Source organism: Pseudonocardia sp. T1-2H, assembly GCF_038039215.1.
GTDB lineage: Bacteria > Actinomycetota > Actinomycetes > Mycobacteriales > Pseudonocardiaceae > Pseudonocardia.
The window spans coordinates 5,078,128-5,104,449 of the sequence record NZ_JBBPCL010000001.1; the positions used below are offsets into that span (position 1 = coordinate 5,078,128).

The 26,322-nt window shown below is 68.3% G+C and carries 24 protein-coding genes, 1 tRNA gene and 1 pseudogene; 10 read left to right on the forward strand and 16 right to left on the reverse strand.

Translation table 11 applies throughout. The annotated features are described in order from the left end of the window. Positions 1–88 precede the first annotated feature (88 nt). Both WBK50_RS25035 and WBK50_RS25040 read right to left on the reverse strand, forming a co-directional pair. Complete coding sequence (locus tag WBK50_RS25035; protein ID WP_341337953.1) at positions 89–2,383, reverse strand: N,N-dimethylformamidase beta subunit family domain-containing protein; 2,295 nt, start codon at positions 2,381–2,383, stop codon at positions 89–91. Beyond that, the gene (locus WBK50_RS25040; protein WP_341337954.1) at positions 2,380–2,853 is read right to left on the reverse strand and encodes a hypothetical protein; all 474 of its coding nucleotides are present in this window, start codon (positions 2,851–2,853) and stop codon (positions 2,380–2,382) included. Before WBK50_RS25040 ends, WBK50_RS25035 begins: the two co-directional genes overlap by 4 nt. Positions 2,854–3,030: 177 nt before the next feature. Here WBK50_RS25040 and WBK50_RS25045 point away from each other — a divergent pair, with 177 nt between their 5' ends. Continuing rightward, positions 3,031–3,189, forward strand: a complete 159-nt coding sequence (locus WBK50_RS25045; protein WP_341337955.1) for a hypothetical protein — start codon at positions 3,031–3,033, stop codon at positions 3,187–3,189. Here WBK50_RS25045 and WBK50_RS25050 read toward each other — a convergent pair. The 4 genes from WBK50_RS25050 to WBK50_RS25065 are packed head-to-tail and all read right to left on the reverse strand — an operon-like array spanning position 3,162 to position 7,790. Next, positions 3,162–3,482 (reverse strand): transposase family protein, encoded by a 321-nt coding sequence (locus WBK50_RS25050; RefSeq protein WP_445942391.1) that lies wholly within the window; start codon positions 3,480–3,482, stop codon positions 3,162–3,164. The two genes, WBK50_RS25045 and WBK50_RS25050, sit on opposite strands and share 28 nt — an antisense overlap. A 42-nt stretch (positions 3,483–3,524) precedes the next feature. Next, complete coding sequence (locus WBK50_RS25055; RefSeq protein ID WP_341337956.1) at positions 3,525–4,829, reverse strand: MFS transporter; 1,305 nt, start codon at positions 4,827–4,829, stop codon at positions 3,525–3,527. Positions 4,830–4,846: 17 nt separating this feature from the next. Next, entirely contained in the window at positions 4,847–6,247 is a 1,401-nt protein-coding gene (locus tag WBK50_RS25060; RefSeq protein ID WP_341337957.1) for an FAD-dependent oxidoreductase, read from the reverse strand. 13 nt (positions 6,248–6,260) lie between these two features. After that, positions 6,261–7,790 carry an aldehyde dehydrogenase gene (locus WBK50_RS25065; protein WP_341337958.1) on the reverse strand — a complete coding sequence of 510 codons (1,530 nt, stop codon included), beginning with the start codon at positions 7,788–7,790 and terminating at the stop codon, positions 6,261–6,263. A 147-nt stretch (positions 7,791–7,937) separates the two neighbouring features. Between WBK50_RS25065 and WBK50_RS25070 the strand changes: the two genes are divergently transcribed. Then, on the forward strand, positions 7,938–8,618 hold the full coding sequence (locus WBK50_RS25070; RefSeq protein ID WP_341337959.1) for a GntR family transcriptional regulator: 681 nt from the start codon (positions 7,938–7,940) through the stop codon (positions 8,616–8,618). 816 nt (positions 8,619–9,434) lie between these two features. Here the strand turns inward: WBK50_RS25070 and WBK50_RS25075 are convergent. Together WBK50_RS25075 and WBK50_RS25080 are read right to left on the reverse strand one after the other, a co-directional pair. Then, positions 9,435–9,507, reverse strand: a tRNA-Gly gene (locus tag WBK50_RS25075). 283 nt (positions 9,508–9,790) lie between these two features. Beyond that, complete coding sequence (locus tag WBK50_RS25080) at positions 9,791–11,218, reverse strand: amidase (RefSeq protein WP_341337960.1); 1,428 nt, start codon at positions 11,216–11,218, stop codon at positions 9,791–9,793. Positions 11,219–11,497: 279 nt separating this feature from the next. Between WBK50_RS25080 and WBK50_RS25085 the strand changes: the two genes are divergently transcribed. Continuing rightward, entirely contained in the window at positions 11,498–12,442 is a 945-nt protein-coding gene (locus WBK50_RS25085) for a helix-turn-helix transcriptional regulator (protein WP_341337961.1), read from the forward strand. Positions 12,443–12,457: 15 nt separating this feature from the next. Here WBK50_RS25085 and WBK50_RS25090 read toward each other — a convergent pair whose 3' ends face one another. Continuing rightward, a complete protein-coding gene (locus WBK50_RS25090; RefSeq protein ID WP_341337962.1) occupies positions 12,458–13,342 on the reverse strand; it encodes a hypothetical protein in 885 nt (294 codons plus the stop codon). 528 nt (positions 13,343–13,870) lie between these two features. Between WBK50_RS25090 and WBK50_RS25095 the strand changes: the two genes are divergently transcribed. Beyond that, positions 13,871–14,665, forward strand: coding sequence for a hypothetical protein (locus WBK50_RS25095; RefSeq protein WP_341337963.1), 795 nt, complete (start codon positions 13,871–13,873; stop codon positions 14,663–14,665). Between the two features lie 378 nt (positions 14,666–15,043). Beyond that, entirely contained in the window at positions 15,044–16,108 is a 1,065-nt protein-coding gene (locus WBK50_RS25100; RefSeq protein WP_341337964.1) for a hypothetical protein, read from the forward strand. A gap of 619 nt (positions 16,109–16,727) precedes the next feature. Here WBK50_RS25100 and WBK50_RS25105 read toward each other — a convergent pair. The 3 genes from WBK50_RS25105 to WBK50_RS25115 form a co-directional block, all read right to left on the reverse strand. Continuing rightward, positions 16,728–17,015, reverse strand: a complete 288-nt coding sequence (locus WBK50_RS25105; RefSeq protein WP_341337965.1) for a BRCT domain-containing protein — start codon at positions 17,013–17,015, stop codon at positions 16,728–16,730. Positions 17,016–17,140: 125 nt separating this feature from the next. Next, the gene (locus tag WBK50_RS25110) at positions 17,141–17,746 is read right to left on the reverse strand and encodes an exonuclease domain-containing protein (RefSeq protein WP_341337966.1); all 606 of its coding nucleotides are present in this window, start codon (positions 17,744–17,746) and stop codon (positions 17,141–17,143) included. After that, positions 17,743–18,345, reverse strand: a complete 603-nt coding sequence (locus tag WBK50_RS25115) for a hypothetical protein (protein WP_341337967.1) — start codon at positions 18,343–18,345, stop codon at positions 17,743–17,745. Before WBK50_RS25115 ends, WBK50_RS25110 begins: the two co-directional genes overlap by 4 nt. Positions 18,346–18,484: 139 nt before the next feature. Here WBK50_RS25115 and WBK50_RS25120 point away from each other — a divergent pair, with 139 nt between their 5' ends. Continuing rightward, positions 18,485–19,162, forward strand: coding sequence for a spermidine synthase (locus WBK50_RS25120; protein WP_341337968.1), 678 nt, complete (start codon positions 18,485–18,487; stop codon positions 19,160–19,162). 299 nt (positions 19,163–19,461) lie between these two features. Here WBK50_RS25120 and WBK50_RS25125 read toward each other — a convergent pair whose 3' ends face one another. Beyond that, positions 19,462–19,794, reverse strand: coding sequence for a hypothetical protein (locus WBK50_RS25125; RefSeq protein ID WP_341337969.1), 333 nt, complete (start codon positions 19,792–19,794; stop codon positions 19,462–19,464). Here WBK50_RS25125 and WBK50_RS25130 point away from each other — a divergent pair. The 3 genes from WBK50_RS25130 to WBK50_RS25140 all read left to right on the forward strand — a co-directional run bounded on the left by WBK50_RS25130 (position 19,766) and on the right by WBK50_RS25140 (position 21,587). Further along, positions 19,766–20,299: a hypothetical protein gene (locus WBK50_RS25130; protein WP_341339597.1), complete on the forward strand. Its 534-nt coding sequence runs from the start codon at positions 19,766–19,768 to the stop codon at positions 20,297–20,299. The genes WBK50_RS25125 and WBK50_RS25130 overlap by 29 nt on opposite strands. Further along, complete coding sequence (locus tag WBK50_RS25135; RefSeq protein ID WP_341337970.1) at positions 20,182–20,583, forward strand: IS110 family transposase; 402 nt, start codon at positions 20,182–20,184, stop codon at positions 20,581–20,583. The genes WBK50_RS25130 and WBK50_RS25135 overlap by 118 nt, the downstream gene beginning before the upstream one ends. A 440-nt stretch (positions 20,584–21,023) precedes the next feature. Beyond that, positions 21,024–21,587, forward strand: a complete 564-nt coding sequence (locus tag WBK50_RS25140) for a dihydrofolate reductase family protein (RefSeq protein WP_341337971.1) — start codon at positions 21,024–21,026, stop codon at positions 21,585–21,587. A 268-nt stretch (positions 21,588–21,855) separates the two neighbouring features. Here the strand turns inward: WBK50_RS25140 and WBK50_RS25145 are convergent. The 3 genes and pseudogenes from WBK50_RS25145 to WBK50_RS25155 all read right to left on the reverse strand — a co-directional run bounded on the left by WBK50_RS25145 (position 21,856) and on the right by WBK50_RS25155 (position 26,058). Next, positions 21,856–23,064 (reverse strand): annotated as a pseudogene (locus WBK50_RS25145) (IS701 family transposase). 225 nt (positions 23,065–23,289) lie between these two features. After that, complete coding sequence (locus WBK50_RS25150) at positions 23,290–24,963, reverse strand: PHA/PHB synthase family protein (RefSeq protein WP_341337972.1); 1,674 nt, start codon at positions 24,961–24,963, stop codon at positions 23,290–23,292. Between the two features lie 228 nt (positions 24,964–25,191). Further along, positions 25,192–26,058, reverse strand: coding sequence for an IS982 family transposase (locus WBK50_RS25155; protein ID WP_445942392.1), 867 nt, complete (start codon positions 26,056–26,058; stop codon positions 25,192–25,194). Here WBK50_RS25155 and WBK50_RS25160 point away from each other — a divergent pair. Next, entirely contained in the window at positions 25,939–26,316 is a 378-nt protein-coding gene (locus WBK50_RS25160; protein ID WP_341337974.1) for a hypothetical protein, read from the forward strand. The two genes, WBK50_RS25155 and WBK50_RS25160, sit on opposite strands and share 120 nt — an antisense overlap. Positions 26,317–26,322 lie beyond the last annotated feature (6 nt).

Consider the following 26,322-nt stretch of genomic DNA (forward strand, 5'->3'; position numbering starts at 1 on the left):
GCCCATTGCACCGCGACCGCCTCGGATCGGTAGCCGGATCTTCACGGGCGGGGCTGGAACGGCGAGTTGCGCGCCCGGACGTTTCAGCTCAGCTGTCCGAGGCGGCTGCCCCGGCGGGAACAGGCTCGTCTCGCAAGAACTGGTCGAGGACATTCTTGGTCAGCCGCGAGATGTTGTTGTCGTAGTTGTTGTGCGACAACGACCCGCAGTACGCGATCGAGCTGGCCGACCAGACGCCGCCACCGTTGGGTGTCGGGAAGTACGTGATGTCCCCCCGGACCTGACCGCTCTGACTGCCACTGACCCCCGGCACGTTGAAGTACAGCTCTTCGAGCACCTCGAGGTAGATGTCGGTGTGGGCTTCGGAGGTGGCACCAATGACGGTCTCCGGAGGTGAGCCCAACGTCGCGTCGAGAATGTCGAGCTCGAGGCCGGCGGCGCCGTGACCCACGAGTCCGAAGTCCCCGATCCTCTCGTCCGCGTCAATACCGTCGAACATCCATGAGGCGGGTCCGCCGTCTCGGGCGTCCTCGGCCAGGCGGAAGTACGACGAGACGTCGAACCCTTCGGCTCCGAAGCCGACCCCGACGAGCCGCTGGGGAGCACGCCCGCGGTGGCGCCACAAGGTGCCGTACTCCCCGGTGAAGGACAGGTGATACTCGCCGGGTGCGCACCTCCAGGCGTTGGAACCGTGGCCCTTGCGCACTTCGATGACGTTCAGGTCCTCAGGGTCGTAGTTGATGACCCAGTAGAAGCCGTTCGCGCCGAGATACATGAGGCGGCCGCCCGAGTCGACGTACTGGTGCACGGCGTCGAGCATCTGTTCGGAGTAGTACTCCGGGTGCGAGCCGGTCAGCACGACCTGGTAGGGCGAGAGCACGTCGACGCCCTCGTGGTGCAGATCCTCATCGGTCACGACGTCGAACTCGTAGCCGAGCTCGGTCAACCAGTCGATGAGGTGCAGGTCGGCGTTGAACTGCCACAACGACGGCGACAACCAGTGCCGGAAGCCGGGCCGCATGTTGAGGATCGGCCGCAGCCGGGTCGAGTAGGCAACGCCCGAGCCGTCGGCGTGGATGTCGTAGGTGGACAACCCGAACTCGCGGTGCTCGCTGAGCACGATGTTGCGCTGGTCGAGAACGGGATTCCGAGCGACGAACACCTGAGCCAGCGGTGCCCACAAGGTCACGTGGTCGTTCGCGTAGGCCATATAGCTCGCGGTGGGGGCGAGGAAGACGATCTTCTTCTCGCCGCCAGGTCGCGCACGCACGTAGAACGGCACGTGGTCGACGTCGTCATCGGCCCGCAACCGTGCCGCGTACAGTCCGGAAGGCAGGTCGTCCGGGACGGTCAGGGTGAAGTCGACGTCCCAGGCGGCGTCGGTCAGATCGTCGTCGTGGAAGTGGATCGCGCCGTACTGCTCAGGAGCATGCACGAAGTTCTGCTCCTTCGCCCGCCAGTTGTAGCCGGTCATCCCCCGCGCCGGCCCGTTCCATGCCCGGCCGTGCAGCCGGTTCCGGGAGACGTCGGTGATGTGCCGGGTCCTCTTGATACCGTCGCTGGTGATCTCCTCCTGGAAGTTCCACGCCGCTATGACGTGGTTGCCGCGCGGGTTGTCAACCGCCCCCTCGGCCCGCCCCGGGCTGAGGGCGACCGCATGGATGCGCGGGCGGTCGAGCTTGCCGTTGAAGTGACCGCCGATGACCTGACGCGAGCCCTCGCTCGCCGTGGTCTCGACATAGCCGGCCATCACGACGGGGACCGCGAGATCCTCCGATGCGCGCACTTCGGACGGCTCGGTGACGGTCGCGGTCGTGCTCTCCCAGGACGTCGCGAAGGAGAACCTGCTGTTGGTGACCGTGACGACCGGAGTCTGACTGATGGTCAAAGCGCCATCAGAGCCCTGGGACGCCACAGCGAGATACCAGACACCAGCGATGAGCGGCACACCCGCGCTCGTGCGCTGGACGTTTCCGGCGCCGTCGCCGACCCACACCTGCAGCGCCCCGTCCTCGCCGATGAACAGGCCGTGGCCTGCCTCGCGCGACTGCTCCCACTTGGTCACCAGGCCTTGGACGCCTCCGCCGGGTGCCGTGGGCGCCACCATGACCTGCAGCGTCCATTGCGCGCCGGGGCGCAGCTTGGGGTGATCGGGCACCTCGATGTGTGATCCGCTGACGACCGGCTGGACCCTACCCGGGAAATCCGCGTCGATGCCGGTCTGAACCGGCTCGATCTTCAATCCCGGACCCTCGGGGTTGGTGTCGCCATGGATGAGTTTGACGATGTCGGCGTGGTACTGCTCGGTGTCACAGCTGACCAGGAAGTCGACATCATCGCCGGGAAAGGCCGAGACTTGCCTGCTGTAGCCGAGGACCTTCATGCCGAGACCCCCGTGACGCCGTCCAGCAGGCCGTGGTCCCTGAGGCGTTTCAGGAAGATCGCGTGCTCAGCCTCGAAGCGATCCGTGAAGGCGTCGTCCAGGAGCACCGGAGGCTTGTCCGGCTCGCCGGTGATCACGGCGATGCGGTATTCCTCGTGGGGCTTCGTGCACACGAGGATGTACTTGCCCTTCATCTCCAGGTGGTTCTTGCGCAGGTACGTCAGAACCCGCTCCAGGTCGTCGCTGTGCTTGCCGATAGGCCTGACACGGTGCTCGTCGATGATCTCCGGAGTGACCCGCGGAACGATCTCGGTCTCGAAGATGTACCTCTCGACCTGGCGATAGGCGGCGTGCGCCCTGTTGTTCTGCTCCTCGAGCGAGGGAAGACGTGTCACGGGGACTCCCTTGGTTCGATCCCACGGAGCTCGATCCGGGTGCATCGACTGCACGGCGAAGGTGGCGTGGGTCATGGCTCGTGCCGACAACCTAGCCCGGCCCCCGGAAACTGCGCAGGGGTTCGGCAAAGTCAGTGCGTGCCGCTCCTGATTTGCCGGCGACACGCCGATGACGACGTGGTAGCCGGGTGAGGCGGCGGCGTACGGGCTCACCGCTGTGCGGCCACGGCCCGTGATCATGTTCCGGGCACCGTGCCCGCTGACGAGTGGGCCTCCAAGCACGAGCTGGCCATCGAGGTAGGCGGCGCGGTCGAGCTGCGCGAGCGCGTGCCGGAACGCGTCGAGGCGCAGCGCGACCAGTCAGTGAGCCTTTGCCAACCTGATCACGCGCTGGCGATCATCAGCGTTTGAACTGCGGCAACGAGCTCAGTGGCCCCGCTCGGGCAGGATCGGATCTTGCGCAGGATTCTCCAGTTCTTCAGCTCGGCGTTGACCCGCTCGCCTGGGCCACGTCGACGTGCGTGCGCGGCGTTGACGTCCTTCTGGTTCCGGGAGAGCCGCCGGTAGCGCCCGGTGTAGGGGTCGAGACGGCGCCGTCGCTGGGGAACAGCGACCGTCGGCCTGGTGCCCTGGTAGGCGGTATCGGCGACCGCGAGGAAGCTCCTCGACGCAGAAAGGGAGTTCGCCGGCTGACCGCGCCCCAGCCCCCGGCGAACAGCCTCCCGACACGTACCCGCAGTCGGCGGTCAGGTCAGCTCGCGTCCCTTCGTCTCGGGGGTGAGGAGGGTGGTGATCAGCCCGATCGACACGAGAACGATCATGTAGAGGGCGAAGACCCACTGCAGGTCGTGCGAGGTCAGCCAGGTCAGGACATAGGGCGCGGTGCCGCCGAAGATGGCGACGATGAACGAGTAGGGCACCCCGATCCCGGAGGCCCGCACCGCCGTGGGGAACAGCTCGGCGAAGTAGGCGGGCATGATCCCGACGAAGGCGCCGAGGAAGAACAGCGCGATCATCATAATCAGGGTCAGCCGCAGCGCGGAGTCGTTGAGCGCGTTGAGCAGCGGGAACGACAGCAGCACGAACGCAATGCCGTAGGTGAGGAAGACCGGTTTGCGGCCGAAGCGGTCCGACAGCTTTCCCCAGAGCGGCAGCGTGATCATGAAGAAGACGTTGGCGATGACGCTGCCCCAGAGCGCACCGCTCGCCGGCACGCCCTTGGCGCTGATCGCGAATCCGGACACTCCGACGGCCCAGATGTAGTAGACGACGGTGACGCCGAGGCTCAGCCCCAGGATCCGGGCGAGGCTGACCTTGTTCCGGGCCAGGCCGCGGAGAAGCTCGCGGGTGCTGCGGCTCGTGGAGGCGTCGTCATCCTGTTCGGCGAAGGCCTCGGTCTCGGGGAGGCTTCGACGGAGGTAGAGCCCGACGATTCCGAGGAGGCCGCCGACGAGGAACGGGATCCGCCAGGCCCAGTCCCGGAGGGTGTCGGTGCCGAGCACGCTCGTGGCTCCGGCGCCGATCAGGGAGGCGAGGACGATCCCGGCGGTGACGGAGATGTAGAGGCTGGTGGACCAGAGCCCGCGGCGGGCGCGGGGGGCGATCTCGGCGATGTAGGTGTAGGACGCCGCGATCTCGCCTCCGTGGGCGAGCCCCTGGCCGAGCCGGGCCAGGACGAGGATGACTGCTGCCCAGATACCGACGCTCGCATGGGTGGGGGCGACGCCGATGACCAGGCTCCCGGCCGCCATGAGCAGCATCGAGGTGGTCATGGAGAACCGGCGGCCGCGACGGTCGGCCAGCCACCCGAACACGAACCCGCCGATGGGTCGCATGAAGAACCCGACGGCGAACACGGCGAGGGTCGACAACAGGGCCCCGGTGGGGCTGTCGTCGACGAAGAACTGGGCGGCGAAGAACGGAGCGAAGATCGCGTAGACGCTCCAGTCGTACCACTCCAGGGTGTTGCCGACCCCGGCTCCGAGGAGGGTGCGGAACGGGTGCTGAACTGCGGGTGCGATGTGCTCGGGGGTCTGACTTGGAGCCGACATTGGCCCTCCAGATGAGGTCAGGTGGTGGCGGCCGGGGCCGCGGTGGACGCGGCGCCGGTGCGGGCGGCGTCGATGCCCGCGGTGCGACCGAAGATCATTCCGCGGAGCACGGAGGTTCCGCCGGGGTACTTGCCGTGGTAGAGCCCGGTGCATTCGCCTGCGGCATAGAGCCCGGCGATCGTGGAGCCGTCGTCACGGACGACGCGTGCGCGGTCGTCGGTGGCCAGACCACCGAAGGTGAACACGATCGCGCAGGAGACGGGCCAGGCCCGGAACGGCGGTGCGGCCAGCGGCACGGCCCAGTTGCTCTTGCGCGGTTCCAGCCCGGTGGTGGCCAGTCCGTCGGGTCGGCGCCAGTCGAACTCGCCCTCGCCCGTGGCCGCGTTGAAGGCCGTGACGGTGGAGGTGAGGGCATCGACCGGAAGACCGGTCGCGTCGGCGAGTTCGTCGAGGGTCTCGGCGACCACCGGTTTGACGCCGGTGAGCAGCCCTCGCTCGCGGTCGGTGACGCGGTCGAGTTGCGTGTCGGTGATGAACCAGGCCGTTCCCCCGTCGCGGGCCCAGACGGCCCGGGCAGTCGCTTCGTAGGTCTCGTCGACCGTGCCGCGCCCCTCGTCGACGAACCGCTCGGCGTGCCGGTCCACGAGGATCCCGTAAGGAAAGACCATCACCAGTGCTTCGGCGTCGGCACTACGGGGGTCGACGGGCTCGGCATGGAAGGAGTCCCACTGCCCGGCGCGGGCGGCGCCGGCGTCGAGCGCCATGCGGATTCCCTCGCCGCGGTTGCCGTGCACGCTCGGCGCGATCGGCAGCAGGGTGGACGCGTCGCGACCGAGCGCCTCGGTGAGGAACTCCGGGTCGCCCTCGAACCCGCCGGACGCGATCACCACCGAACCTGCCGCAATGCTCCCCGGCCCCTCGGGCCCGCTGACCCGGAGCCCGGTGATCTGCTGCCCCTCGATGACGAGGCTCTCGGCGGTGGTGCAGTAGCGGAACTCGACACCCAGTTTCCGAGCGGCCGGGCGCAACGCGGACAGCAGGGCCTCGCCTCCGCCGTGAGGCTGCAGCCGAGGCCGGGCGCTGTTGATGAAGTACGTGGGGAACCGGCGGAAGCGGGCGCCGTGGCCCTGGATCCACTCCATCGTCTCGGGCAGCCGCTCGAGCAGTTCATCGACGTACCAGCGGGGAGTGCGGCCGTCGGAGAAGCCGACCAGATCGTCGACGAACGTCGGATCCGGCTCGTAGACGTCGTCGAGCCGGAAGTACGCCGAGGTCCATCGGGTGTTGCCGCCGGCCTCGGACTCGGCGGCCCGGTCCACGACCAGGACACGCGCGCCTTCTTCGGCCGCGGCGACCGCGGCCGACAGGCCCGCGATCCCGGAGCCGACCACCACGACGTCGTAGGGGTTCTCGCTCATGGTTCCTCGCTCCTCAGGCACGCGGGTTGAAGGGGTCCTTGACACCCTGACCGGTGTCGACCCAGACGCTCTTCTCCTCGGTGTAGGCGTGGAGCGCGTCGGGGCCGTTCTCCCGGCCGACACCGCTCTGCTTGTAGCCGCCGAACGGGGTGGCGTAGCCGGTCTTGCGGTAGTTGTTGATCCAGACCGTGCCCGCGCGGAGCTTGCCGGCGACCCGGTGCGCGCGCTGCACATTTCCGGTCCACACGCCCGCGGCGAGGCCGAACTCGGTGTCGTTCGCCACCTTGATCGCGTCGGCCTCGTCGGTGAACCGCAGGACGGAGGCGATGGGGCCGAAGACCTCCTCGCGGGCGATCGTCATGTCGTTGGTGACGTCGGCGAACACGGTGGGCCGCACGAACAGCCCGTTCGGCAGGTCCGCGACGGTGGCCGGAACTCCCCCGGCGACGAGTCGGGCGCCCTCGGCCTTCGCCACGTCGATGTAGTGCAGGACCTTCTCCAGCTGGGCCTGGTTGGCGATCGTGCCCATCTGGGTGGTGTCGTCCTGCGGGTTGCCGACCACGATCGCCTCGGCGCGCCGGGCGAGCTCGTCGACGACCCGGTCGTAGATCTCGTCCTGCACCAGGATCCGCGACCCGGCCATGCAGGTCTGGCCACTGGCGCCGAAGATCCCCGCGATCACGCCGTTGATCGCGGTGTCCACATCGGCGTCGGCGAAGACGATGTTCGGGGACTTCCCGCCCAGTTCCAGCGACAGGCTCTTCAGCGACTTCCCCGCCTGCGAGGCGATCGCCTGCCCCGTCGCGGTCGACCCCGTGAAAGCGATCTTGTCGATCTCCGGGTGCCCCGTCAGGGCCGTGCCCGAGGGCCGGCCGAGCCCGGTCACGACGTTGAACACGCCCGGGGGCAGGCCGCACTCGGCGGCGATCTCGGCCAGCCGCAGCGTCGAGACCGGCGTGATCTCCGACGGCTTCGCCACCACCGTGCACCCAGCTGCGAGCGCCGGGCCAAGCTTCCAGATCAGCAGCAGCAGCGGCGAGTTCCACGGCGTGATCGCGGCGACGACGCCCAGCGGTTCGCGGACCGTGTAGTTGATGATGTCGGTCAGGTGCAGCGGGTTGGTGTGCCCCGCGGGCATCTGCGCCAGCCCGGCGTAGTAGGTGAAGTACTCCGGCAGCAGCTTGGCCTGCCCGTACATCTCGCGGTAGAGCTTCCCGTTCTCCCGCACCTGCAGCGCCGCGAGTTCCTCGGCGTGCTCCCCGACGGCCTGGCCGAACCGCACCAGGAACGCGGCGCGGTCCGCGGCCCGCCAGGTCGGCCAGGGGCCCTCCTCGAAGGCCCGACGCGCGCTGTGCACCGCGCGGTCCACATCGTCGACCGACGCGTCCGGGACCTGAGCCCAGACCTCACCGGTTGCCGGGTCGTCGACATCGACGTATCCGGGACCCGACGGCTCCACGAAGGCGTTGTCGATGAACAAGCCGTAGCGCGCGGGCGGGGCCTGCGGCGGACGGGCAACCGCGGTGTCGGCGGCGTGAGACATGCCAGAGCCTTTCTTCGAGATCGGTGAACGACAAGGACGCTAGCCGATTGCCCCACAATCGGGCAATGGGGCAGTTGGGCCATGGAGCCGTGGGACCGTAGGGCGATGGTGTTAGGCTCGGCCCCGGGACAGGACGAGGGAGCCAAGATGAAGATCACCCGCGTATACGCTCCGGTCCGCGAGCAGGTCGCGGACGCGATCCGGGCAGAGATCATCAACGGTGGCCTCAAGCCCGGCCAGCGGCTCATCGAACGAGAACTCTGCGCCGAGCTCGATGTCGGGCGGAACACGCTCCGCGAGGCCTACCGGCAGCTCGAGGTCGAAGGCTTCATCACCATCGCCCCCCACAAGGGGCCGACCGTCACCGTCCTGACCGACGACGAAGCCCGACAGGTCTACGAGGTGCGCGAAGCGCTCGAGTGCATGGCCGTACGCCTGTTCGTCGAACGTGGGAGCGACGCGGACATCGACCGACTGCGCTCGGCGGTGGACGCCGTGCGGAAGGCGCACACCTCCGGCGAGGTGGCCGCGATGCTCGAAGTCAAGAAGGACTTCTACGACGCGCTCTACGCCGGCTCCGGCAACGACATACTCCGCGACCAGGCCGCGCTACTCCAGAGCCGCCTCTACCGCCTCCGCGCCCGGTCACTCTCCAGCGCGGGCCGGCCCGATGCGAGCGTGACCGAGATCGAACGCGTCCTCGACCGGATCATCGCCCGGGACGCAGCCGGGGCCGCCGACCTCTGGGGACAACACATTCGTCGCGCGGCAGGAGCAGCGCTCGGCGGAGCGACGAATCACCGGACGGCCGACAACGTGCATGCTTGACGAGCGCGAGCCGGGTGCGGCTGGCATCTCCACCCCTGAGCGGAGGACAGCCACGGGGTTCGACCACCTCTCGAGATCGTCCGGACCTACCTACGAATGGGCGGTCCGGTTCAGATCGCGCCGGACTCGACGGTCGGGGCGGGCGGTGATCGCGACCTTTGCCGAGGCCGGGCCGCAACAGTGCGAGCGTCCCGGACGTATTGCCTAGTGATGCTCCGTCAGGTGCTCCGCGGTCCACCGGCCGCCTCTACAGCCATCCGGCAACGGCGGGAAGCGATGGCCCTTCACGTCCGTGCTCTCGAATCCGTGGCCGCAGCCCGCATCACACCGATAGATGCCGCTGGCCGGCACGATCTCGCCGGGCCGGAAGCTGTCGCCGCACTCAACCATGATCGTCCCTTCCTTGGTTCGGGTTCACGCCTACCCTGCGACCAGGCAGGCCACTCACTCGGCTTCGACACCTCACTCCGTGAGTGCCTCCAGGCCGACGAGAGGCTCGCGCTGCGCACCCGGCGGACGAGGCCACGGACGAGAAGCGCGGCTGCGGCGATTCCGGGCAGGCAGTGCACGGCCAGCACGCCGAGGAGGCCGTTGACCCCACTCAGCCGGCGCGTTGCGAATCGAGGAGTGGCCGCGCCGCGTATCGCTCCGGACACCCCACCTCGGCGATCCACTGCGGCCCGGCGTTGCCGCTCACGCGTTCCGCGCGCGCCTGGCGGGCCAGGCGCTTATGCGGGTCGTGAGTCCCAGAGTGCGCGTGCCGGGTTTCGTGGTGCGGAACCTGAAACTCCAGGCAGCGAATGGGATTCTCCTCCGAGCGGACGACGGGATTCGAACCCGCGACCCTCACCTTGGCAAGGTGATGCGCTACCAGCTGCGCTACGTCCGCATGCACTCGGTCTCCCGGTGCTTGCCGGGGCTGCTCGCTCCGGGTGAACCTTAGCGCAGGGGCAGGTGCGGTCCGCCGCCGGCTTCCGCCCGGCCCGTTCTGCGACAGACACGGGCCCTGGGCCCCGGCGCCCACGTCCGGAGGTGGTCGGGCGAGTACCGGCCGGGCGAGGTAGCGAGCGTGCTTGACGCGACGAGGCGGTCGTGGTCGTGCTCGGGATCCGGAATGCCGGGGGCAGCCGACGGGTCGGCCGCCCCGAACATCTCGGTCCCGATAGCTGCGGCTACAGGGCGGGTCGGTGCTGCCGCCACGGGTTGGCTGCCTCGTAGGCAGCTGCTGCAGCGAACACGGACAGGTCGTCGTAGGCGCGGCCCGCGATCTGCAGACCGGTCGGAACCCCACTGGTCGGAGAGAAGCCGCTCGGGATCGAGGCGACGGGCAAGGGGCTGGTCAGGTTGAACGGGTAGGTGAGCGCCCAGCCGAGGTAGGGCAACGCCGGCTTCCCGTTGATCTCGAACGTCTCGTCCTCGTTGCTGTGGTCGGCGGCCACCGACGGCACTGCGAGGGTCGGACAGATGAGCAGGTCGTAGTTCTCGAAGATCTTGCCGAGCTTCTGGTACATCTCGTACCGGACGCGGTTGACGTCGTAGAACTTCTTCACCGAGTGTGTCGCCCCGCGTTCGATGAGCTTGACCACGAACGGATCGAGCTCGAACCGCCACCGTGGCAACTGGTCACCGGCCAGCGCCCAGAACAGACCTTCCCAGTTGGTGAGCCAGGCGTCGAGGACGCTGAAATCCCAGGCGAGGTCCACGTCGTCGACGGTGGCGCCGAGGCTCTCGAACACAGCGGCCGCACGTCGAGTGTTCTCCTGGACCTCGTCGGAGATCTCGAAGTATCCGAGGTCCATCGACAGGGCGATGCGTGTACCCGCGATCGCGTCGAATTCCGCGAGGATGGGCATCGAGTCACGAAGCGAGTGGATGTCAGCAGGATGCTGGCCCGACATGACGTTCTGCATCAGGCCGGCGTCCGCAACGCTGCGCGTCAGCGGTCCGTAGTGCAGGACACTCTCGCTGGGGTGCTCGCGGTCCGTGGGGTTGCGGCCGAAAGGGGGCTTGTAGCCGAACACCCCGTTGGCGGACGCAGGGATGCGGATCGAGCCCCCGCCGTCGGTGCCGTCGGCCAGTGTCGTGATCCCCGCCGCGAGGGCGGCGCCCGCGCCACCCGACGACCCACCGGGGCTGAACTCGGTGTTCCACGGGTTCCGGGTGATCCCCCAGAGGGGGCTCTTCGTGACCCCTGAGTGAGCCTGCTCCGGTGTGGTGGTCCGGCAGTGCATGATGGCGCCTGCGTCGAGCAGGCGTTCGACGGTGGGAGCGGAGGTCTCGGGGCGGAAGTTCCGGAATGCCTTCGAGCCGTAGGTGGTGATCTCACCGGCGACGGAGTGCCAATCCTTGATCGCGCAGGGAACTCCCTCCAGCGGGCGGGCCTCCTCGGGGTTTCGTGCGTAGACGGCTTCGGCCTTGCGCGCCTGGTCGAGGGCTCGGTCGAAGTAGTCGTAGGTCAGGCAGTTCAGCTTCGGGTTGACCTCCTCCGAGCGCTTCACCACGGCCTGCATCAGATCCACCGGGGAGAGCGTCCCGCTTCTGAATGCGGCGAGCGCCTCCGTCGCCGTGATGTAGCAGAGATCCGAATCCGTGTAGTCCATTTGCAACTCCTGTGAGCGGAGGAAATGTTCGGCACGGAAGCTAGCCACCGCCGGGAGTTTCCCACATCCGTCGGATGACGTAGGCCGGAGGAGACGCTCAGGTGCCGGGTTCGTTGACCCCCGGACCGCCCGATGCGATCCTTCGAGCAGGGTCGACACCGCCCGGCTCTCGGCCGCAGACGGCTGGTCGCGCACTCCTGTGGAGGCCGGAAGGGAGGCGTTCGTGAGGGCCTCTCGCATCAAGGCCATCGCCCAGTCGGCGCCATCGTGGCCGGAGCCGTGCGGCACGCCACCGATCCGAGCGACATCCTGGCACCCCTGCGGGAGATCGCCTCCTTCGACGCAGCCATGCTCGCCGTCCGGGATCCGCTCAGCGGCCGGCAGCGCCCGCTGGTGAACCTGGGCTACGACAAAGGGTTGCTGGCCTTCATCAACCGTGAGTACCTCACCTGCCCCACCTATGACATCGCCCGCCGCTGCGACCTGCCCATGCGAATGTGCGATTACGGGCCGGAGTTCTATCGCACGCGGGTTTACCGCGAGTTCCTGGAATACGCGGGATACCGTGAGGGCATCACGCTCGTGCTCAGGTCCATGGAGGGCCATGGGCGGGTCACCGGACTGTTGACGATGAGTTTCTCGGACCCGCAGGCGGCGGACGACGGAGCGCGCCAGGGGATCGAACTCGTGGCCCCGGCGCTCGGGCAGTTGGTCGACGCCAGCCTCGCCCCCTCCTGGCTGGCCAGCCTGCTCGGCCGTACGGCGTCGGCGTTCGTCGTGAACGAGTGCGGCGCCGCGGTTTCGACCTCGCACGATCCGAGACGTGTACCGGAGCAACTCTCGGGGGCGGTCCTCGCGGCGGCTCGCGCCTTCCTGGCGACCGGCGCCGACTCGCTGCGGGGCTACTGCGCTCGGCTGGGGGACGCCCTGTGGGAACACGCTCACCTCGTGCGCCTGTCCGACCACCAGTGTGTCGATGGGCCCCGGGCGCTCCTGATGCTCGAGCTACAGCCGTTGCCGTTCGGGCTGACCGAACGTGAACTCGACGTGCTGACCCTCATCTCCCGTGGGCTGTCCAACCGCGCCATCGGACTGGCGTTGCGGGCAAGCCCGAGAACGATCGGCACCCACGTCGAGCACCTGTTACTGAAGACCGGGTTGGCGAACCGCGCGGCTCTCGCCTCCTACGCGATGGAGAACGCAGTGGTCCGGCTGGGTCTCTGACGCGCATAGACACGTTCACCGCGCGGTGCGTTGCTGGTGGGTCTTCAGGTCGCCCTCGCCCCAGCCCCAGCCGGGTTCGCGGCGGATCGCTCGCTCGAGCCAGAGGGTCTCGCGGCCCGGGGTGAAGTCCACTGACTCCACCTTCACCGCACAGAGCTCGCCTCGACGGACACCTGTCGTCATCGCCGTCCAGATCATCGCGCCCCAGTCGGCGTCCTTCCATGACTCATTGAGGATCTGGGCCGCCTGAGCGGCGTTGGGCGGTTTGGGGTTCGGCTTCGGAGCTGGCGGGGGCTCTGCCCAAGACGTCGGGCTCTCCTTGATCCAGCCCCACCGGATTGCCTTCTTGAACGCGCCGGACAGGATGAAGTGGATGTGGCGGATCGTCGTCGCCGACAGCGGCCTGCAGCGATGCGGGCGGCAGCGTTCGTCGCACTCGTGCTCCCGCTCGGTGCGGTGATCGATTAGGCCGCGCTTGCGGGCGCAGTGCTTCCGACAGCGGCGAAGCTCGGCGTAGAAGGAGTCCAGGACCTCGGGGTCGAGGCGGCCGATCTTGACCGGGCCGAGGAGCGGACGGATGTGGTTCTTCACGTGCGTCTCGTACAGCTGCAAGGTGTTGGGCGAGCCCTGGAACTGCGAGAGGTAGCGCTCCAGGAGCTGATCGAGCGTCGCGCTGGTCTTCGGGTTCCGGCGCTCGGCGACCTCGACGAGGAGGCGGTCGCGGGCTCGCTCGGCGTCGCGGCGGGCGTTCGTACCCTTCGGGATCACCTCGGTCAGCACGTGCCGCTGCTTCGTGAGCGGATCCAGGCCGCCGTACACACGCACCCGTAGAGCGCCGCTCGCGAGGGTCTCGATGTTCCCGCGAGCCCGCCTTGTTCCGGTGCCCGGACGACCTGTCATGGCACGGAAACTAGGGCGACTGGTGCCACATGTGGTGCCACGATGTCGGTACCGATGATCATGGTCCCGACGTTCGTGCTGGTCAAGCGTGGAGCGGGCGACGGGAATCGAACCCGCGTAGCTAGTTTGGAAGGTATCCAATCGTTATAGCTCGTGGCCTCTACCTGCAGCAACGCTCACGCGCCCGGCACCAGGAGCCGCCGTCGGGCCCACGAGACGACGTGGTTTCGCACCACATTTGATCCCACGTCGTCCGGCACTACCTGCCGATGATGCGCGACAGAGTCCGCGCCCGGCAGGTCGAATCGGCATTGGCGGCGACTTCGGGGATGACGGCATCGGCGGGGGTCGACTGCGGAGCGCCACGCGCACGCCAACGCGCCCGGGCGTCGCTGGTGTTCACGATCCCACCAGGTGATCACCAAACTTGATGAGATCTAGTAACAGGGCGGACAAAGGTCGCGACAGTGGGTCATGACCTCACCGCGCTGGACGCCATCGTCGGCGCCCGTCGACGAGTCACCCACGGTGCAGATCCCGGTCCAGCGGAACACGCCGCCATTGCCGGGGACGACCCAGCGGAACGGCCGCAGGCACAAACCACTCTGGGCGGCCCTCGCCGCTGTTCTCGTCGTCGGCGGTGCGGTCACCGCGGGTGTAGCCCTGTCGAGCAACAGCGCAGGCAGCGCTCCGACCGCCGCCGCGCCCACCACGCCGTTCCGGATCATTCACTCGGATCCGCCCGCCGCACCCACCACCACAGCGGCCGCAGCGGCCGCAGCGGCGACCGTTCCAGCGCAGAGCTACAGCGGCACCGGTAACGATGTGGTCACGCTGACAACGCCGGTAGACGTAGGCATCCTCGAATTTGACTGTCCGAAGTGCTCTGGCAACACGACCGTCAAGTCCAACGCATCGATCGACGCCGACCTGGTCTCAAAGTTCTCCGGCTCGTACAGCGGCAAGGTGTGGCTCGGAATGCGCGGAGGCACCACGTCGCGCCTGCAGGTCACCGCAAACGGACCCTGGTCGCTCAAAGTCGGCGGCCTCGACCTGGCCACCCTGTACGACGCAACGGAGCCGGTCAAGGGCACCGGTGACGATGTCGTCCTGTACCGGACCACGCCGCCGACGGTGGAACTGACGCACAGCGGGAAGTCGAACTTCTCGGTGCTCGTCATGACAGACACGATCGGCTACCCAGACCTCGCGGTGAACGAGATCGGGAAGTACAGCGGCCGGGTGATGTTCCCGAGCAAGGCGTCAGACGCTGTCCTCGTGCAGGTGACCGCTGACGGCGCTTGGACGATGACCCCGTCCTGACCACGGACATAACGTCGCGCACCACCCCGCAGCCGTAACGGCAACGGACCGGTGCTCTGTCATGCTGGGTTCAGCAAGCTCGTACCGCTGGGCGGGCTCCTCATCCGTGTCCTTCACGGGCAGGGCCTGAAATCAATCTTTGGATCGCCGGATTAGAAGTTCGAAAGTTCGTGGCAGCTGAGGCGTACTGCCTGGCCAGAGTGCCCTAACAGCTGCATAAGCTACTATTCACAGCACGTGGCCTGCCGCACGGCGCTCGTTCAGGTGCGCAGCGATCGCTTCAGACAGATTCCTTCCTAAGGTGCTTGAGGATCCCCCGAGCCCTCGCCCCAAGTAGGGAGCCGGCTTGTCATTTCGCTAAGATTGGACTAAGAGAGAATGTCACAATCCGACGACCAGACGTCGATTGCGCAATCGCTCGCAGATATTCTAGATGGACTGCATGACACGACAAGGCGAGCAATCGACGACTACGGGCTACAGAGCATGCATGTTGCTTCGCCGATAAAGGAGCGACTCACGACACTGCGCACCGTCCTAGGAAATATCTCGTTTATATTCACGAACCTGAGCACCGACGAGACGGATCTTCTAACCCGCGGCATAGACTACCCGCCCGCTCTGAGCCAGCTTGCCGCAAGTATCCCCGCGATAGCGCTAGACGCGAGAGAAGCTACCGCCGACCGCGATACTACCGCTAGTCGAGCTCAATACCTAGACGACGCCATATCGTGGCTCGGTCAGGCGGCATCGCGAATGTCCGCGAACGCCGAGTCCTTAACCGACACAAAACGGCGATCGGATGCCTTATCGAGGCTCGCTCAGGCCGGGCGCCTCGTTTCAATGTATTCCGCACTCGACGACATCACCGAGGCACAAAGGGAGGTTCTCCACGTACGCGACGCCGCCCGCGCCGCCATTGGCGAGACGAAGGATGCCGCAGCCGCTACCGGATCGGCCGTGCTGGCGAAGCACTATGATGGGATCTTCGACCGCGAGAACGCAATGGCCAACAGGCTTCGCCTGGTCACATCGGGTCTGCTTCTACTCCTGACGCTCGGGGCTGGCTACATCACGCTGACAGTTCCACACCCCGAGTTTACGGCGGTCGAACTGACACGGCTTTCCCTGGCTCTACCCATCGCCGTCCTCGCTGCCTACCTCGGCCGCGAGGCTGGGCGACATCGTGTCCGCGCCAACTGGGCCGAGGAACTCGCAATGCAACTCCGCACGTTCGACGCCTTCACCGAACCCCTCGCCGAGCGGCAGCGCGCAGACGCACGTCTGGCATTCACCAGCATCCTTTTCGCACAGATCGAACGCCCCTCGGATGGACCAGAACGCGGGCCATCGGTCGTCACTGAGGCGGCCAAGATCATTGACACAATGAAGAACGGCGCCGGGCACGCGAACGACAAGGGTGCCGCCGACGCGAAGCCGTGACCTTGCCGGTCGGCCACAGAGACCGGGACATCGAGTCAACGATCCGCTAGGCGATCAGACACTCCAGGCAGAAGATCTGCATTTCGTCGCCGTGATGAACCCGGCGATGTACCGCGAAATCTTCCCGATGACGCGGATTTGATGTTCATAGGTCCGCGTATTCGACCGGAAGCCTTCGTACACAGCTCAGCCCACGCCTTCCGCGCCGTGGCTGCGAGGCCCGCTCGTCCACACAACCGGCCACGGCCGCAAGCGCCGCGATGGCATATCAGATCCGGCAGGTTCGACGGGCGACCAATGGCTGGAACCCTTGCGCTGGTCTGGTGGACGCCGCAGGATTGGAACCTGCGACCACTCGGGCGTAAAGGGCGCCGACGACGCCAGATGTGGCCTCTACCAGCAACGATAGCCACGCTGCCGACCCCACCGAGGTACCGAAACCACATCGATCGACACAGTTTCGCGTCACATCCCATGTCACGGTGCGTGACGGCTGAGGTTGCATCATCAGTGCCTGTACGTCCATAGTGGACGTCGGTGGACGGCGTCTCGACGCTTACGCGCACTCATCAGACGATTATCGAGCGCCGCCTTCGGCCTGCCGGCACGATCCACCCGCCTAGCCGACGGCGACCACGGCTCGTACGCCTGAGGTTCGCGTCTCGGCGAGGAGGTCAACGAGGTCGGCCTCGGTGAGAACCTCAATGCGCTGCCCCTTCGCGCGCCACTGAGCCGCCTTCGCTGCCTTCCCGGTACAGAAGTCTGCCGGGTCGTGTCCTGCGAACCCGTCTCCGACAACCAGCATCGTGGTCCGCTTCGTCACGCCCTTGTCCACCACAGCCCCGCATGCGGCCACAGCTTCCCAAGCCTCCCTGCGTCGGATGCTCAAGGCGCCGGTGAAGACCACTACCTGCCCGAAAAGTGGGTGATCAGGATCAGCGTCGGCCGCAGCCTGCGGTGGCACAGGCTCCCAAGAAGGCGCGCTGTGGCACCCACGCCAGGCCGCTGCCTCCATGCGCCCGGCCAGCACATTTAGCTCGGTGAGTAGGTCGCCCAGGTGTCGATGTTCCGGCGTCGCGCAATCTCAAGGACCACACGGGCGCAAGCCAGTGCGTCCGCGCCAGCCTCGTGGTGATGGCCGAGCTTGATGCCGAACTCGGCGGCAACCACCGGCAGGCGATACGAGATCAGGTCCAAGGCCCGACGCGCCATGACCAGCGAGCACGCGTACTCCGTGCTCGGCCAGTCTCGTTCGACTGCAACGCAGGCCTCCCGCAGCACTCCGAGGTCGAAGGCCGCGTTGTGGGCAACCAGCGGAAGTCCGCTGGCCAGCTCCAGCAGCTGATCCAACCGCTCGGAAAATGTCGGCTGATCAGCCACCATCTCCGCGGTGATGCCGTGAATCATGGTGTTGAACCCATGGAAGAAGTCCAGACCCTCCGGGGGTCGGCTCAGCCACGAGTGGGTACTCACCACCACTCCGGCCCGAACCACGACGACCCCGAGGGCACAGATCGAACCGCGATGGGAATTTGCGGTTTCGACGTCGATCGCCACGAAACTCAGCCCGCTCTCACCGAGATGGCCCGGATCAGGCATGCCCACCAGCGGCGTCCGTGAACTCGGCAGGATTGTCATGCCGCGAGGCCGGGGCGCGCGGCCTGGAGCACAACCGGCAACACCCGTGCAGAGGGGCCACCGAGCGAACGCAGATAGCTGCGGGAGAGTCGCTGTTCCTCCACGGCTTCCCAGGCGACGCACAGGTCGTTAAACCATCGTGCAAGCGCCAGCGCGCGGGCTGCCCGGGGGTCCCCGACTGAGGTCTCTGCCGTCTCGACATCCAATGGCCCGGGCATGGCCGGCCACCGAAGTGGCGTCAGCGCGCGGCCGTTCTTTCTCGTTGCGACAGCGTGTTCGTAGGCGCTCTGCAGCTCGTCCCGGATACCGAGGACTGCGTCACGAGTCGCCTCGATGTTGAGGGCCTCATCACAGACGATCTCGTGCTCATTGAGCAGCGACCATCCAGAGGCGGTGGCCAGGGTCATGCGTGACACCGTCAGCGTCTGCAGCGTGGGTGCGCTGTCGGCAGCGTCGAGTACCCACGCGCCGCACAGTCGCGACATGCCCGTGATCCTCGGGCCGAGGTTCACCCACCAAACGACGGGCGCGCCTTCAAACCCGTCGACGATGGCCAGCACTGCGTTGCCCGAACTCTCATCCGTCACGTACGTCTCCATCCAGCGTCAGTCGAACAGCTGTCAGCTGGTGCCCGTGATCACGCAGCCTCACCTCGTAGTCGTCGGACGGGCACGGATCGTCACCGGTTCTCAGCAACTTTGGGGACAGTCGCGGGATGTTTGGGACCCCGCCGTCGCGGTGGACGTCCTGGAGGTCAAGCTCGGGGACGAGTTCCTGATGTCCAGCATGTTCACCGTGGCCGAGGAGGAGATGGCGCGCCTCGCCCTCGCCGGGCTCGCGGCGCGGGTCCGCCAGGCCGGGGGCCCGAGTCCGGACGGCACGGGCCCGGACGGTGCGCGCCTGGACGTGGTGGTCGGCGGCCTCGGCCTCGGCTACACCGCGCTGACGGTGCTGCAGGATCCCGGCGTGCGGTCCCTCGCCGTCGTCGAGGCGCTGGACCCGGTGATCGAGTGGCACCGCGAGGGGCTGATCCCCGCGGGACGCACCCTGACCGCGGACCCCCGCTGCACGCTGGTGCACGGGGACTTCTTCGCGATGGTCTGCTCCGGTGACGGCCTCGACCCGGCGGTCCCGGGGCGGCGTTTCCACGCCCTCGTCGTGGACATCGACCACTCCCCGCGGCATCTGCTCCACGCGAGTCACGCCGATCTGTACGAGCCGGCCGGGCTGCGGCGCCTCGCGGAGCTGCTGTACCCGGGCGGCGTGTTCGCCCTCTGGTCCAACGACCCGCCGGACGACGCCTTCACCCGCGTGCTCGGCGAGGTCTTCGCGACGGCCGAGGCCGAGATCGTCCGCTTCCCCAACCCCCTGCAGGACCGGGAGGCGACCAACACCGTCTACCTCGCCAGGAGCTGAGCGGACCGGTCACCGACCGGCCGCGGATCCGCCCGTGAGAGACTCGCCCACGGATCTCGTTCCCTCTCGCCAGGGTCGGGATCAAGGCCTCGGCCAGGTGGTCGGTTACGCCGGCCGAGGCCGCCCGACACGCGCGGTTCCGGTCACACGATTCGAGTCACACGGTTCAGGTCCTGCGGTTCAGGCGCCCCCGAGCCAGGAACGACCGAGCAGGGTCGCGAGGGTGCACCGGCGCCTCCGTCCCGCTGCGCGTCGAGGGCCTCCGGCATCCCGTGCCGCACGCAGCGCCCGCTCCCAGGTCAGCGCCCGCGCCACCTTCGCGACCCAGCAGGCCGCCTTGAGCGTCCCCACCAGGTCCTCCCCGGCGCGAGTTCCGCGAACCCGGCGAGGTAGGCGTCCCTGGCCCCGGTGAACCGCGGATCGTCGAGCCCGATCCCGAAGCGCCGCAGGAAGCCGAGCGGAACGAGCATCGTCGCGAACCGGTGCGCGACGACCGAGTCCCCCAGTCGTAGAACCGGGCTCCGGCGGGCCCGTCGAGGATGTTGTACGGGTGCAGGTCGTTGCGGTCCAGGGTGGCCGGCAGCGCGAACGACGAGAGCTGCGTTGCGCCAGCCCGCGAACGTCTCCCGCATCGCGGACACCCCGGCTGTGCAGCTCGGGATCCGCACCGGGCGCCGCGGCGGCGAGGGCCTCGTCGAACCCGTCACCAGCCTGCGGTTCCTGACCCGGTTCACCAGCCAGGACGACGCCGACTGTCTCACCCCGTCCCGGCCCGCGACCTGGCTGCGCAGCGTCGCCTACACCGGCCGCAAGGACCCCGCCGCGCTGCACGCCCACCTCACCGCCGCCGCGCCCGGCGTGACCGGTCCGGCCGGCGCCGCGGCCGCCGCCGTGACCCGTGCGTTCGTCGCGGCGCTGACCGCGATCGTCGCCCAGATCCACCCCCTCGACGTTCACATCGCCGCACTGCTGCGCGAGCACGCCGACGCGCACATCTTCCTATCACTGCCGCGCGTGCGGTGCGCGCGGCTCGGTTGCTGGCCGAGATCGGGGACTGCCGCGCCCGGTTCCCCACCCCGGAATCCCTCGCCTCGCTGGCCGGTGTCACCCCGTCCACGCGGCAGTCCGGGAAGATGAAGACCACCTCGTTCCGCTGGTCGGCCGACAAACAGCTGCGCGACGCGGTCTGCGACTTCGCCGCCGACTCCCGCTTCGCCAACCCCTGGGCGGCGCAGCTTTACCAGCAGGCCCGGGCCCGCGGGCACCGCCACCCTCACGCGGTGCGGATCGTCGCCCGGGCCTGGCTGCACGTGATCTGGCGCTGCTGGCAGGACCACCAGCCCTACGACCCCGCCCGCCACCGCGCGCTCCAGACACTGCTCCATGAGCCCGGCTCACCGGACGAGGCGACGGCGGCCTGATGTTCTGACCCCTCTCTGAAGCAAGGCCGGGTCCGGGCAGCGCCCGGCCCCCGGAGGGAGCCGGCCCGCCAGGGCCGGTGCCGTGAACCCAAGACCGGGCACAACTGTGGCCCGGTGATCAAGCGGGGTCTCTCCTCGCGTCGGCGCGACAGGTCCTTGCCCGGGGTTCCGGCGGCGGTCCAGGCTCGCCGCAGGCGACCGCGCAGCGGCCGCAGGGCCTGAACCGTCGCCGGGTTCCCGGGCACTGTCACCGCGCCGACGCGAGGAGAGACCTCCACCTACGGCTCGGCACCGACCCACCCGCCTGCCGGGCTCGATGACAAACGTCACGTCAACCAACCGGACCGATGAGTAAGCCACCCGTCGCCGGTCTCATCAGAACGACCTGCCCAATCGCCGAACCGGACGACAACGTAGGCACGACCAAGAAGGACCAGCGGATGACAGACACGGAACGGCAGACTGCGGCAGGCAAGGTGCTCTGGCACTTCACGATGTCGCTGGACGGGTACATCGCAGGCCCGAACCATGCGATGGACTGGATGGCGGGGACTTCGTCCCGGCCCAGCCTCATCGAGGAGTACGCCGAGACGACCGGCGCCGTGCTGGGAGGCCGGGACGGCTTCGATGCCTACCCCGACGTCAGCGGGATCTACGGCGGCGCGTGGCAGGGGCCGGTGTTCGTCCTCACCCACCACCCCGACGACGCGCGGCCCGCCGACGGCGTGACCTTCCTGAGCTGCGACGTGGCCGAGGCGGTCCGAATCGGGCTGAAGGCCGCAGGCGGCAAGAACCTCGAGGTCTTCTCGGCCACGATCGGCCAGCAGCTCCTCGTGCGTGGGCTGATCGACGAGATCGACCTGCACATCGCGCCCGTGCTGCTCGGCGACGGGATCCGGCTGTTCGACAACCGCGGGCGCGCGCCCGTCCGACTTGAGCTGCTCAACGGTGATGACAGCTCAGCCGCCGTGAACGTGCGATATCACCCGGTCCTGGCCACGTAGATCAGAAGCGCGTGCCCGATCACACACCGACTGAGAACAGCCCGCGAACCGTCGTCGGAACCGCAGGGGTTACTACAGGGCTCTAATACTGCAACGGCACTCGGTCAGGGTGGTGGTCGGTGACCGCGCCGTCGGTAGTGGCAGGTTCGGGCTTGGTGTTGTCGCTCGCGGCGCCAGCGCGACCAGTGCATGACGTGATTGATGCAGGTCAGCGGGGTGAGGGCGAGGGCGACGAGGAGTCGACGGATCTCGTTGGCCGACAGCGGGATCAGTCGGCGGATACCGGGTGGAGATCCCCCTTTTCGTCGCGGGTGTGCTCGGCGGCGTGTTCGGTGGCGCGGGTGGCGGCGAGGTAGGCCGCGGCGAGCATCGCGAGGGTGATGTGGGCGTACCAAGCTCGGAAGGACCGGACTTGATAGTGGTCGAGTCCGGCTTCGTTCTTCGCGGTCTGGAAGCACTCCTCGATCGCCCAGCGGGCCCCGGCGACCCGGACCAGCTCCCGTAGCGGCGTCTGGGCGGGGGCGGCGCAGCGGTAGAACGCCAACTCCCGGACCGTCTTTCCCGGGCTCGAGTCGGTCTGGCGGCGGACCAGCAGCCAGTGCCCCCAGCCCTCGGGCAGCCCGGCGGTGTCCAGGGTGACGGCGGTCCAGTCGTAGATCCGTTCCCCGTGCGCGCCGGCGCCGATCGAGCGCCGTTCCCACCCGTCCTGGCCGGTGTCGGGGTCACGTGCCCCGGCGAGGGTGGCGAGCACCTTGGCCTGACGGCGATGTCCGTCCGGGCTGGTCAACACGTCATCGTTGCGGGTGGCCAGCACGAACGGGACCTCGTGGTCGGCCAGCCACTTCCGGAAGGTCGGATTCTGGCCGTAGGCCTCGTCCGCGGTCGTCCAGGCCTCGCTGGTGAGCAGGCCGGCTCGCCAGGCGCGGGCGAGCATGGCGACCCCCAGCTGCGGTTTCGTCGCGAAGCCTGTCCCCTCCGGGATGCCCGCTGCAGCGCAGCGCTGCGGATCCTCGGTCCACGAGGTGGGCAGGTAGAGCTCGCGGTCGATCAACGCTCAGCCCTTGGTCGAGGCGTAGGCCAGGAACACCCCGAGCTGGCAATTGTCGATCTTCCCGGTGGTGCCGGTGTACTGGCGTTGCACCCCTGCCGAACGTAGGCCCTTCTTGATGAACCCGGTCTCGTCGACCACGAACACCCCCGACGCCTGGTCGCCGAGTTCGTCGAGGACGTAGCCGCGCACATCGTCACGCACGCCCTCGACGTCCCAGTCCGCAGTGCGCAGCAGCCGCTGCATCCCGTCCGGCGACAGCGCACCGGCGTGCTCGGCCAGCGTCCAACCGTTCTTGCGCTCGAGCCCGGCGAGCAGTCCGCGCACATAGACACCGGCCCGGGCCCGCGGCTCCGACCTGGTGAACCGCCGCCCGATCAACTCCGTGACCGCGTCCAACCTCGACACCCACCCAGCAAGATCGACCACACGTTGATCATCACCGCCCGACGCCGATCAGACTCCCACGACACGCCACGACTGCCGTTGCAGTACTAGTGCCGTCTCGTGCCGGCAGGCCGAGAGGTCGCCCCTCCAGTTGCAACCGCGGGCCGTGGATCGCGGGGGACGAGCGATCTGCAACCTGGCGCCTGCCCGTAGCGTGCCGACCCCGCGCCGGGCCGGACTCGACGCGGTGTGGGCCGGGCGCCCGGTTCAGGTGAAGACGTACTCGCCGGGGCCGTCGCCGAGTACCCGGTAGCGTGTGCTGCCCACCGGGGGCGGCTCGCCCAACGGGCCGGCGTGCTGCGCCGACCAGCGCGCCCAGTCTTCCCACCACGAGCCGCTGCGCCGCTGGGCGACCTCACGCCACCCGGCGCCGGTGGGCGGCAGGGTGGTTTCCGACTCCGCGACCTCGTACCAGGCTTTGGGCCCGGGCGGGTTCACGATGCCGGCGATGTGGCCGCCGCTGCTGAGCACGAACCGCACCGGCCCGCGCAGCAGACCCGTCGTCGTGTAGGCCGATTCCCAGGGCACGATATGGTCGTTGATCGCGCTGACCACGTAGCCGGGCGACGTGCCCGCGCTCAGGTCGATCAGCGTGCCGGCGATCTCCAGCGTGCCTGCGGCGAGCTTGTTCTGGACGTAGAAGTTGCGCAGGTAGAACGTGTGCATCGCGGCCGGCATCCGGGTGCTGTCGGCGTTCCAGGCCAGAATGTCGAACGTGGGCGGGTCCTGGCCCATCAACCAGTTCGACACCACATAGTTGAAGATCAGGTCATTGGCGCGTAGTACGTCGAACGCGCCGGCCATCGATCTGCCCTCGAGCAGGCCCTCGCGCTGCATCTTCTTCTCCAGCCGGGCGACGGTGCGCTCGTCGGTGAAGGTGCCCAGGACGCCCGGCTGGGCGTAGTCGAGCAGGGTGTTGAGCAGGGTCACGGTGCCGATACGGCTGTCCCCGGACTGGGCCAGATAGGCGGCCGTGATCGCGGTCAGCGCCCCGCCCAGGCACAGCCCGACGATGTCGATGGTCGCCACCGCGGTGATGTCGGAGATGACGTCGAGGGCGATCTGCGGCCCGCGCACCAGGTAGTCGTCCATGGAGGTGGCGGACATGTCCTTGGACGGGTTCTTGTAACTGATCGCGAACACGGTGCGGCCGTGCTGCACGGCCCATTCGATGAAGCTGCGCCCCGGGGCCAGGTCCATGATGTAGTACTTGTTGATCCACGGCGGGCTGCACAGCAGCGGCGTGGCGTGCACCTGCGGGGTCTGCGGCTCGTACTGCAGCAGCTCCATCAGCTCGTTGCGGTAGACGACCCTGGCCGGGGTGGCGGCGAGGTCCCGCCCCATGTGGAAGCCGCTGGCATCGACTTGGCGCGGCCTGCCCTCGTTGTGCAGCAGGTCGTCGACGAAGTTGCGGGCGCCGCGGGCGAGGCTGGCACCGCCGGTGCCGAACGCGTGCTTGAGCGCGGCCGGGTTGCTGGCCAGGAAGTTCGTCGGGGCGGCGGCGTCGAGCAGCAGGTCGAGCGCGAGCGTGGCCTTCCGCGCAGCGTCGGCCTCCAGAGCCGCCGATGCAACGACCTCGCGCGCGAACCGGCACGCCGCCAGATAGGCCAGCCGCAGCGAGTAGTAGGCCGGGTTGGTGCTCCAGGCCGAGTCGGCGAACCGTGGATCCTTCGGATCCACCGGCACCGGGGGTTCGGCCGGACCGCCGAGCCAACGGATCGCCGCGATCATCGGGATCCGCGCGAGGTCGCCCGCCAACTGCATCGACGCGCCCATCGCGCCGGCCGGATTGGTCAGCGTGGCGCGTGCCGCCTGCGACAGCGCCTCGCCGAAACCGGCCGCATCGAAATCCTCAACCAGATCGGACGCCGGGCCGAGCACACCCGCTGCCCGCTCCGCGCCATCCCGCTGCGACTCGGTAAACTCTGGAGCCATACTTCTATCCTCCCGGCGCCCGGCCCGGCTACTCAAGGACCCGGACGGCGACCTGGGCCGGCACGGCCGGGCAAATGCCACGCCCTGCTGACCGGCAAGGACCAGTTCCCTGCGACCGGCTCGCCGGACCGGGCGTCGAGCAGGACCGGTCTCTAGATGACTGATTCCAAGGGATCAGTGGTCGTAGGCCAGTAGCGATCGCTTGATCGGCTGGCCGGTGCGGTCGTTGTGCCAGATCGCGGCGGTCAGGGCCAAGACGCGTTGCACGACCCGGACCCAGACCCCCGCGGGGCTGCGTCCGCCGTGTCGTTCCAGGTCGAGCTGGCCCTTGAACGTGTCGTTGATCGACTCGATGACCTGCCGCAACGGCCTGAAGAACTCGGCCCCGGCCCGGGGGAGCTTACCCTTGCGGGCCGGACGCAGCAGAGCCAGCTCAGCCGCGGCGAGGGTGGTCTCGAACGGGCGGCCGTAGTAGTTCTTGTCCGCGATCAGGATCTGTCCGGGTCGTCCCCTGGTCAGCTCGGCGTCCGCGTCGAGGATCCCGAGCAGGGTCTGGCGCTCGTCGGCCTTCGCCCCGGTCAGGGCGAACCCGACCGGCAGCCCGTGCAGCGTGCACACCAGATGCAACCGCAGGCCCCAGAAGAACCGGGAGTGGCTGGCGCAGTAGCCGTACTCGGCCCACCCGGCCAGGTCCGAGCGCTGCACCGCCTCGCGGGATCGGGCGCACTCGACCGGGGTGGAATCGGCCACCCACACGTCATCGGTCCACAGACTCGTGTCCCGGGCCAGCACCCCCACCAGCCACCCGATCGTTGCGCCCAGGCGCCGCAACCGCTTGTTGTAACCGGGCTGCTTGGGCAGATACAGGAACAGATGCCGCAGGTGGGCGCGGGTGTAGCGCAGCCAACGCGCTTCGCTGGTGTGCCCGAGCAGGGCCTGCATCACCGCCAGGGTGATCAGCTCGGCATCGGTGATCTTCGGTGCGATCCCGATCTTCCGAGCCCGGACCGGCTCATCGACGACTGGTTCGACATCGCCGATGAGACGCTGACCGCCCAGCGCGAGTTCGCCAAAGCCCTGCTCGCCTTCGGGAGCCCCATGATCGACGCCGTGAGCCGCGCCGCCATGCGCACGATCGAAGCCACCCAGGAGGCGACGCGGGAGGCCACTCGGGAGGCGGCGGAGGCCACTACGCAGGCCACTCGGGAGGCGATGGAGGCCGCTACGCAGGGCTCTCGGGAGGCGCCCCCGGAGGCGCCCCGGACGACTCGGGCGAGCTCCGCGCGCAGGGACGGTTGAGCGCGG

What these genes read in the sequence shown, in the direction of transcription:
- WBK50_RS25110 (WP_341337966.1), bottom strand. Translation starts at nt 17,746, where the DNA reads ATGACAATCCTGCCGAGTTCACGGACGCCGCTGGTGGGCATGCCTGAT.
- WBK50_RS25090 (WP_341337962.1), bottom strand. Translation starts at nt 13,342, where the DNA reads ATGACAGGTCGTCCGGGCACCGGAACAAGGCGGGCTCGCGGGAACATC.
- WBK50_RS25115 (WP_341337967.1), bottom strand. Translation starts at nt 18,345, where the DNA reads ATGGAGACGTACGTGACGGATGAGAGTTCGGGCAACGCAGTGCTGGCC.
- WBK50_RS25070 (WP_341337959.1), top strand. Translation starts at nt 7,938, where the DNA reads ATGAAGATCACCCGCGTATACGCTCCGGTCCGCGAGCAGGTCGCGGAC.
- WBK50_RS25055 (WP_341337956.1), bottom strand. Translation starts at nt 4,829, where the DNA reads ATGTCGGCTCCAAGTCAGACCCCCGAGCACATCGCACCCGCAGTTCAG.
- WBK50_RS25125 (WP_341337969.1), bottom strand. Translation starts at nt 19,794, where the DNA reads ATGCGGGAGACGTTCGCGGGCTGGCGCAACGCAGCTCTCGTCGTTCGC.
- WBK50_RS25060 (WP_341337957.1), bottom strand. Translation starts at nt 6,247, where the DNA reads ATGAGCGAGAACCCCTACGACGTCGTGGTGGTCGGCTCCGGGATCGCG.
- WBK50_RS25080 (WP_341337960.1), bottom strand. Translation starts at nt 11,218, where the DNA reads ATGGACTACACGGATTCGGATCTCTGCTACATCACGGCGACGGAGGCG.
- WBK50_RS25100 (WP_341337964.1), top strand. Translation starts at nt 15,044, where the DNA reads ATGTCACAATCCGACGACCAGACGTCGATTGCGCAATCGCTCGCAGAT.
- WBK50_RS25140 (WP_341337971.1), top strand. Translation starts at nt 21,024, where the DNA reads ATGACAGACACGGAACGGCAGACTGCGGCAGGCAAGGTGCTCTGGCAC.
- WBK50_RS25035 (WP_341337953.1), bottom strand. Translation starts at nt 2,383, where the DNA reads ATGAAGGTCCTCGGCTACAGCAGGCAAGTCTCGGCCTTTCCCGGCGAT.
- WBK50_RS25040 (WP_341337954.1), bottom strand. Translation starts at nt 2,853, where the DNA reads ATGACCCACGCCACCTTCGCCGTGCAGTCGATGCACCCGGATCGAGCT.
- WBK50_RS25065 (WP_341337958.1), bottom strand. Translation starts at nt 7,790, where the DNA reads ATGTCTCACGCCGCCGACACCGCGGTTGCCCGTCCGCCGCAGGCCCCG.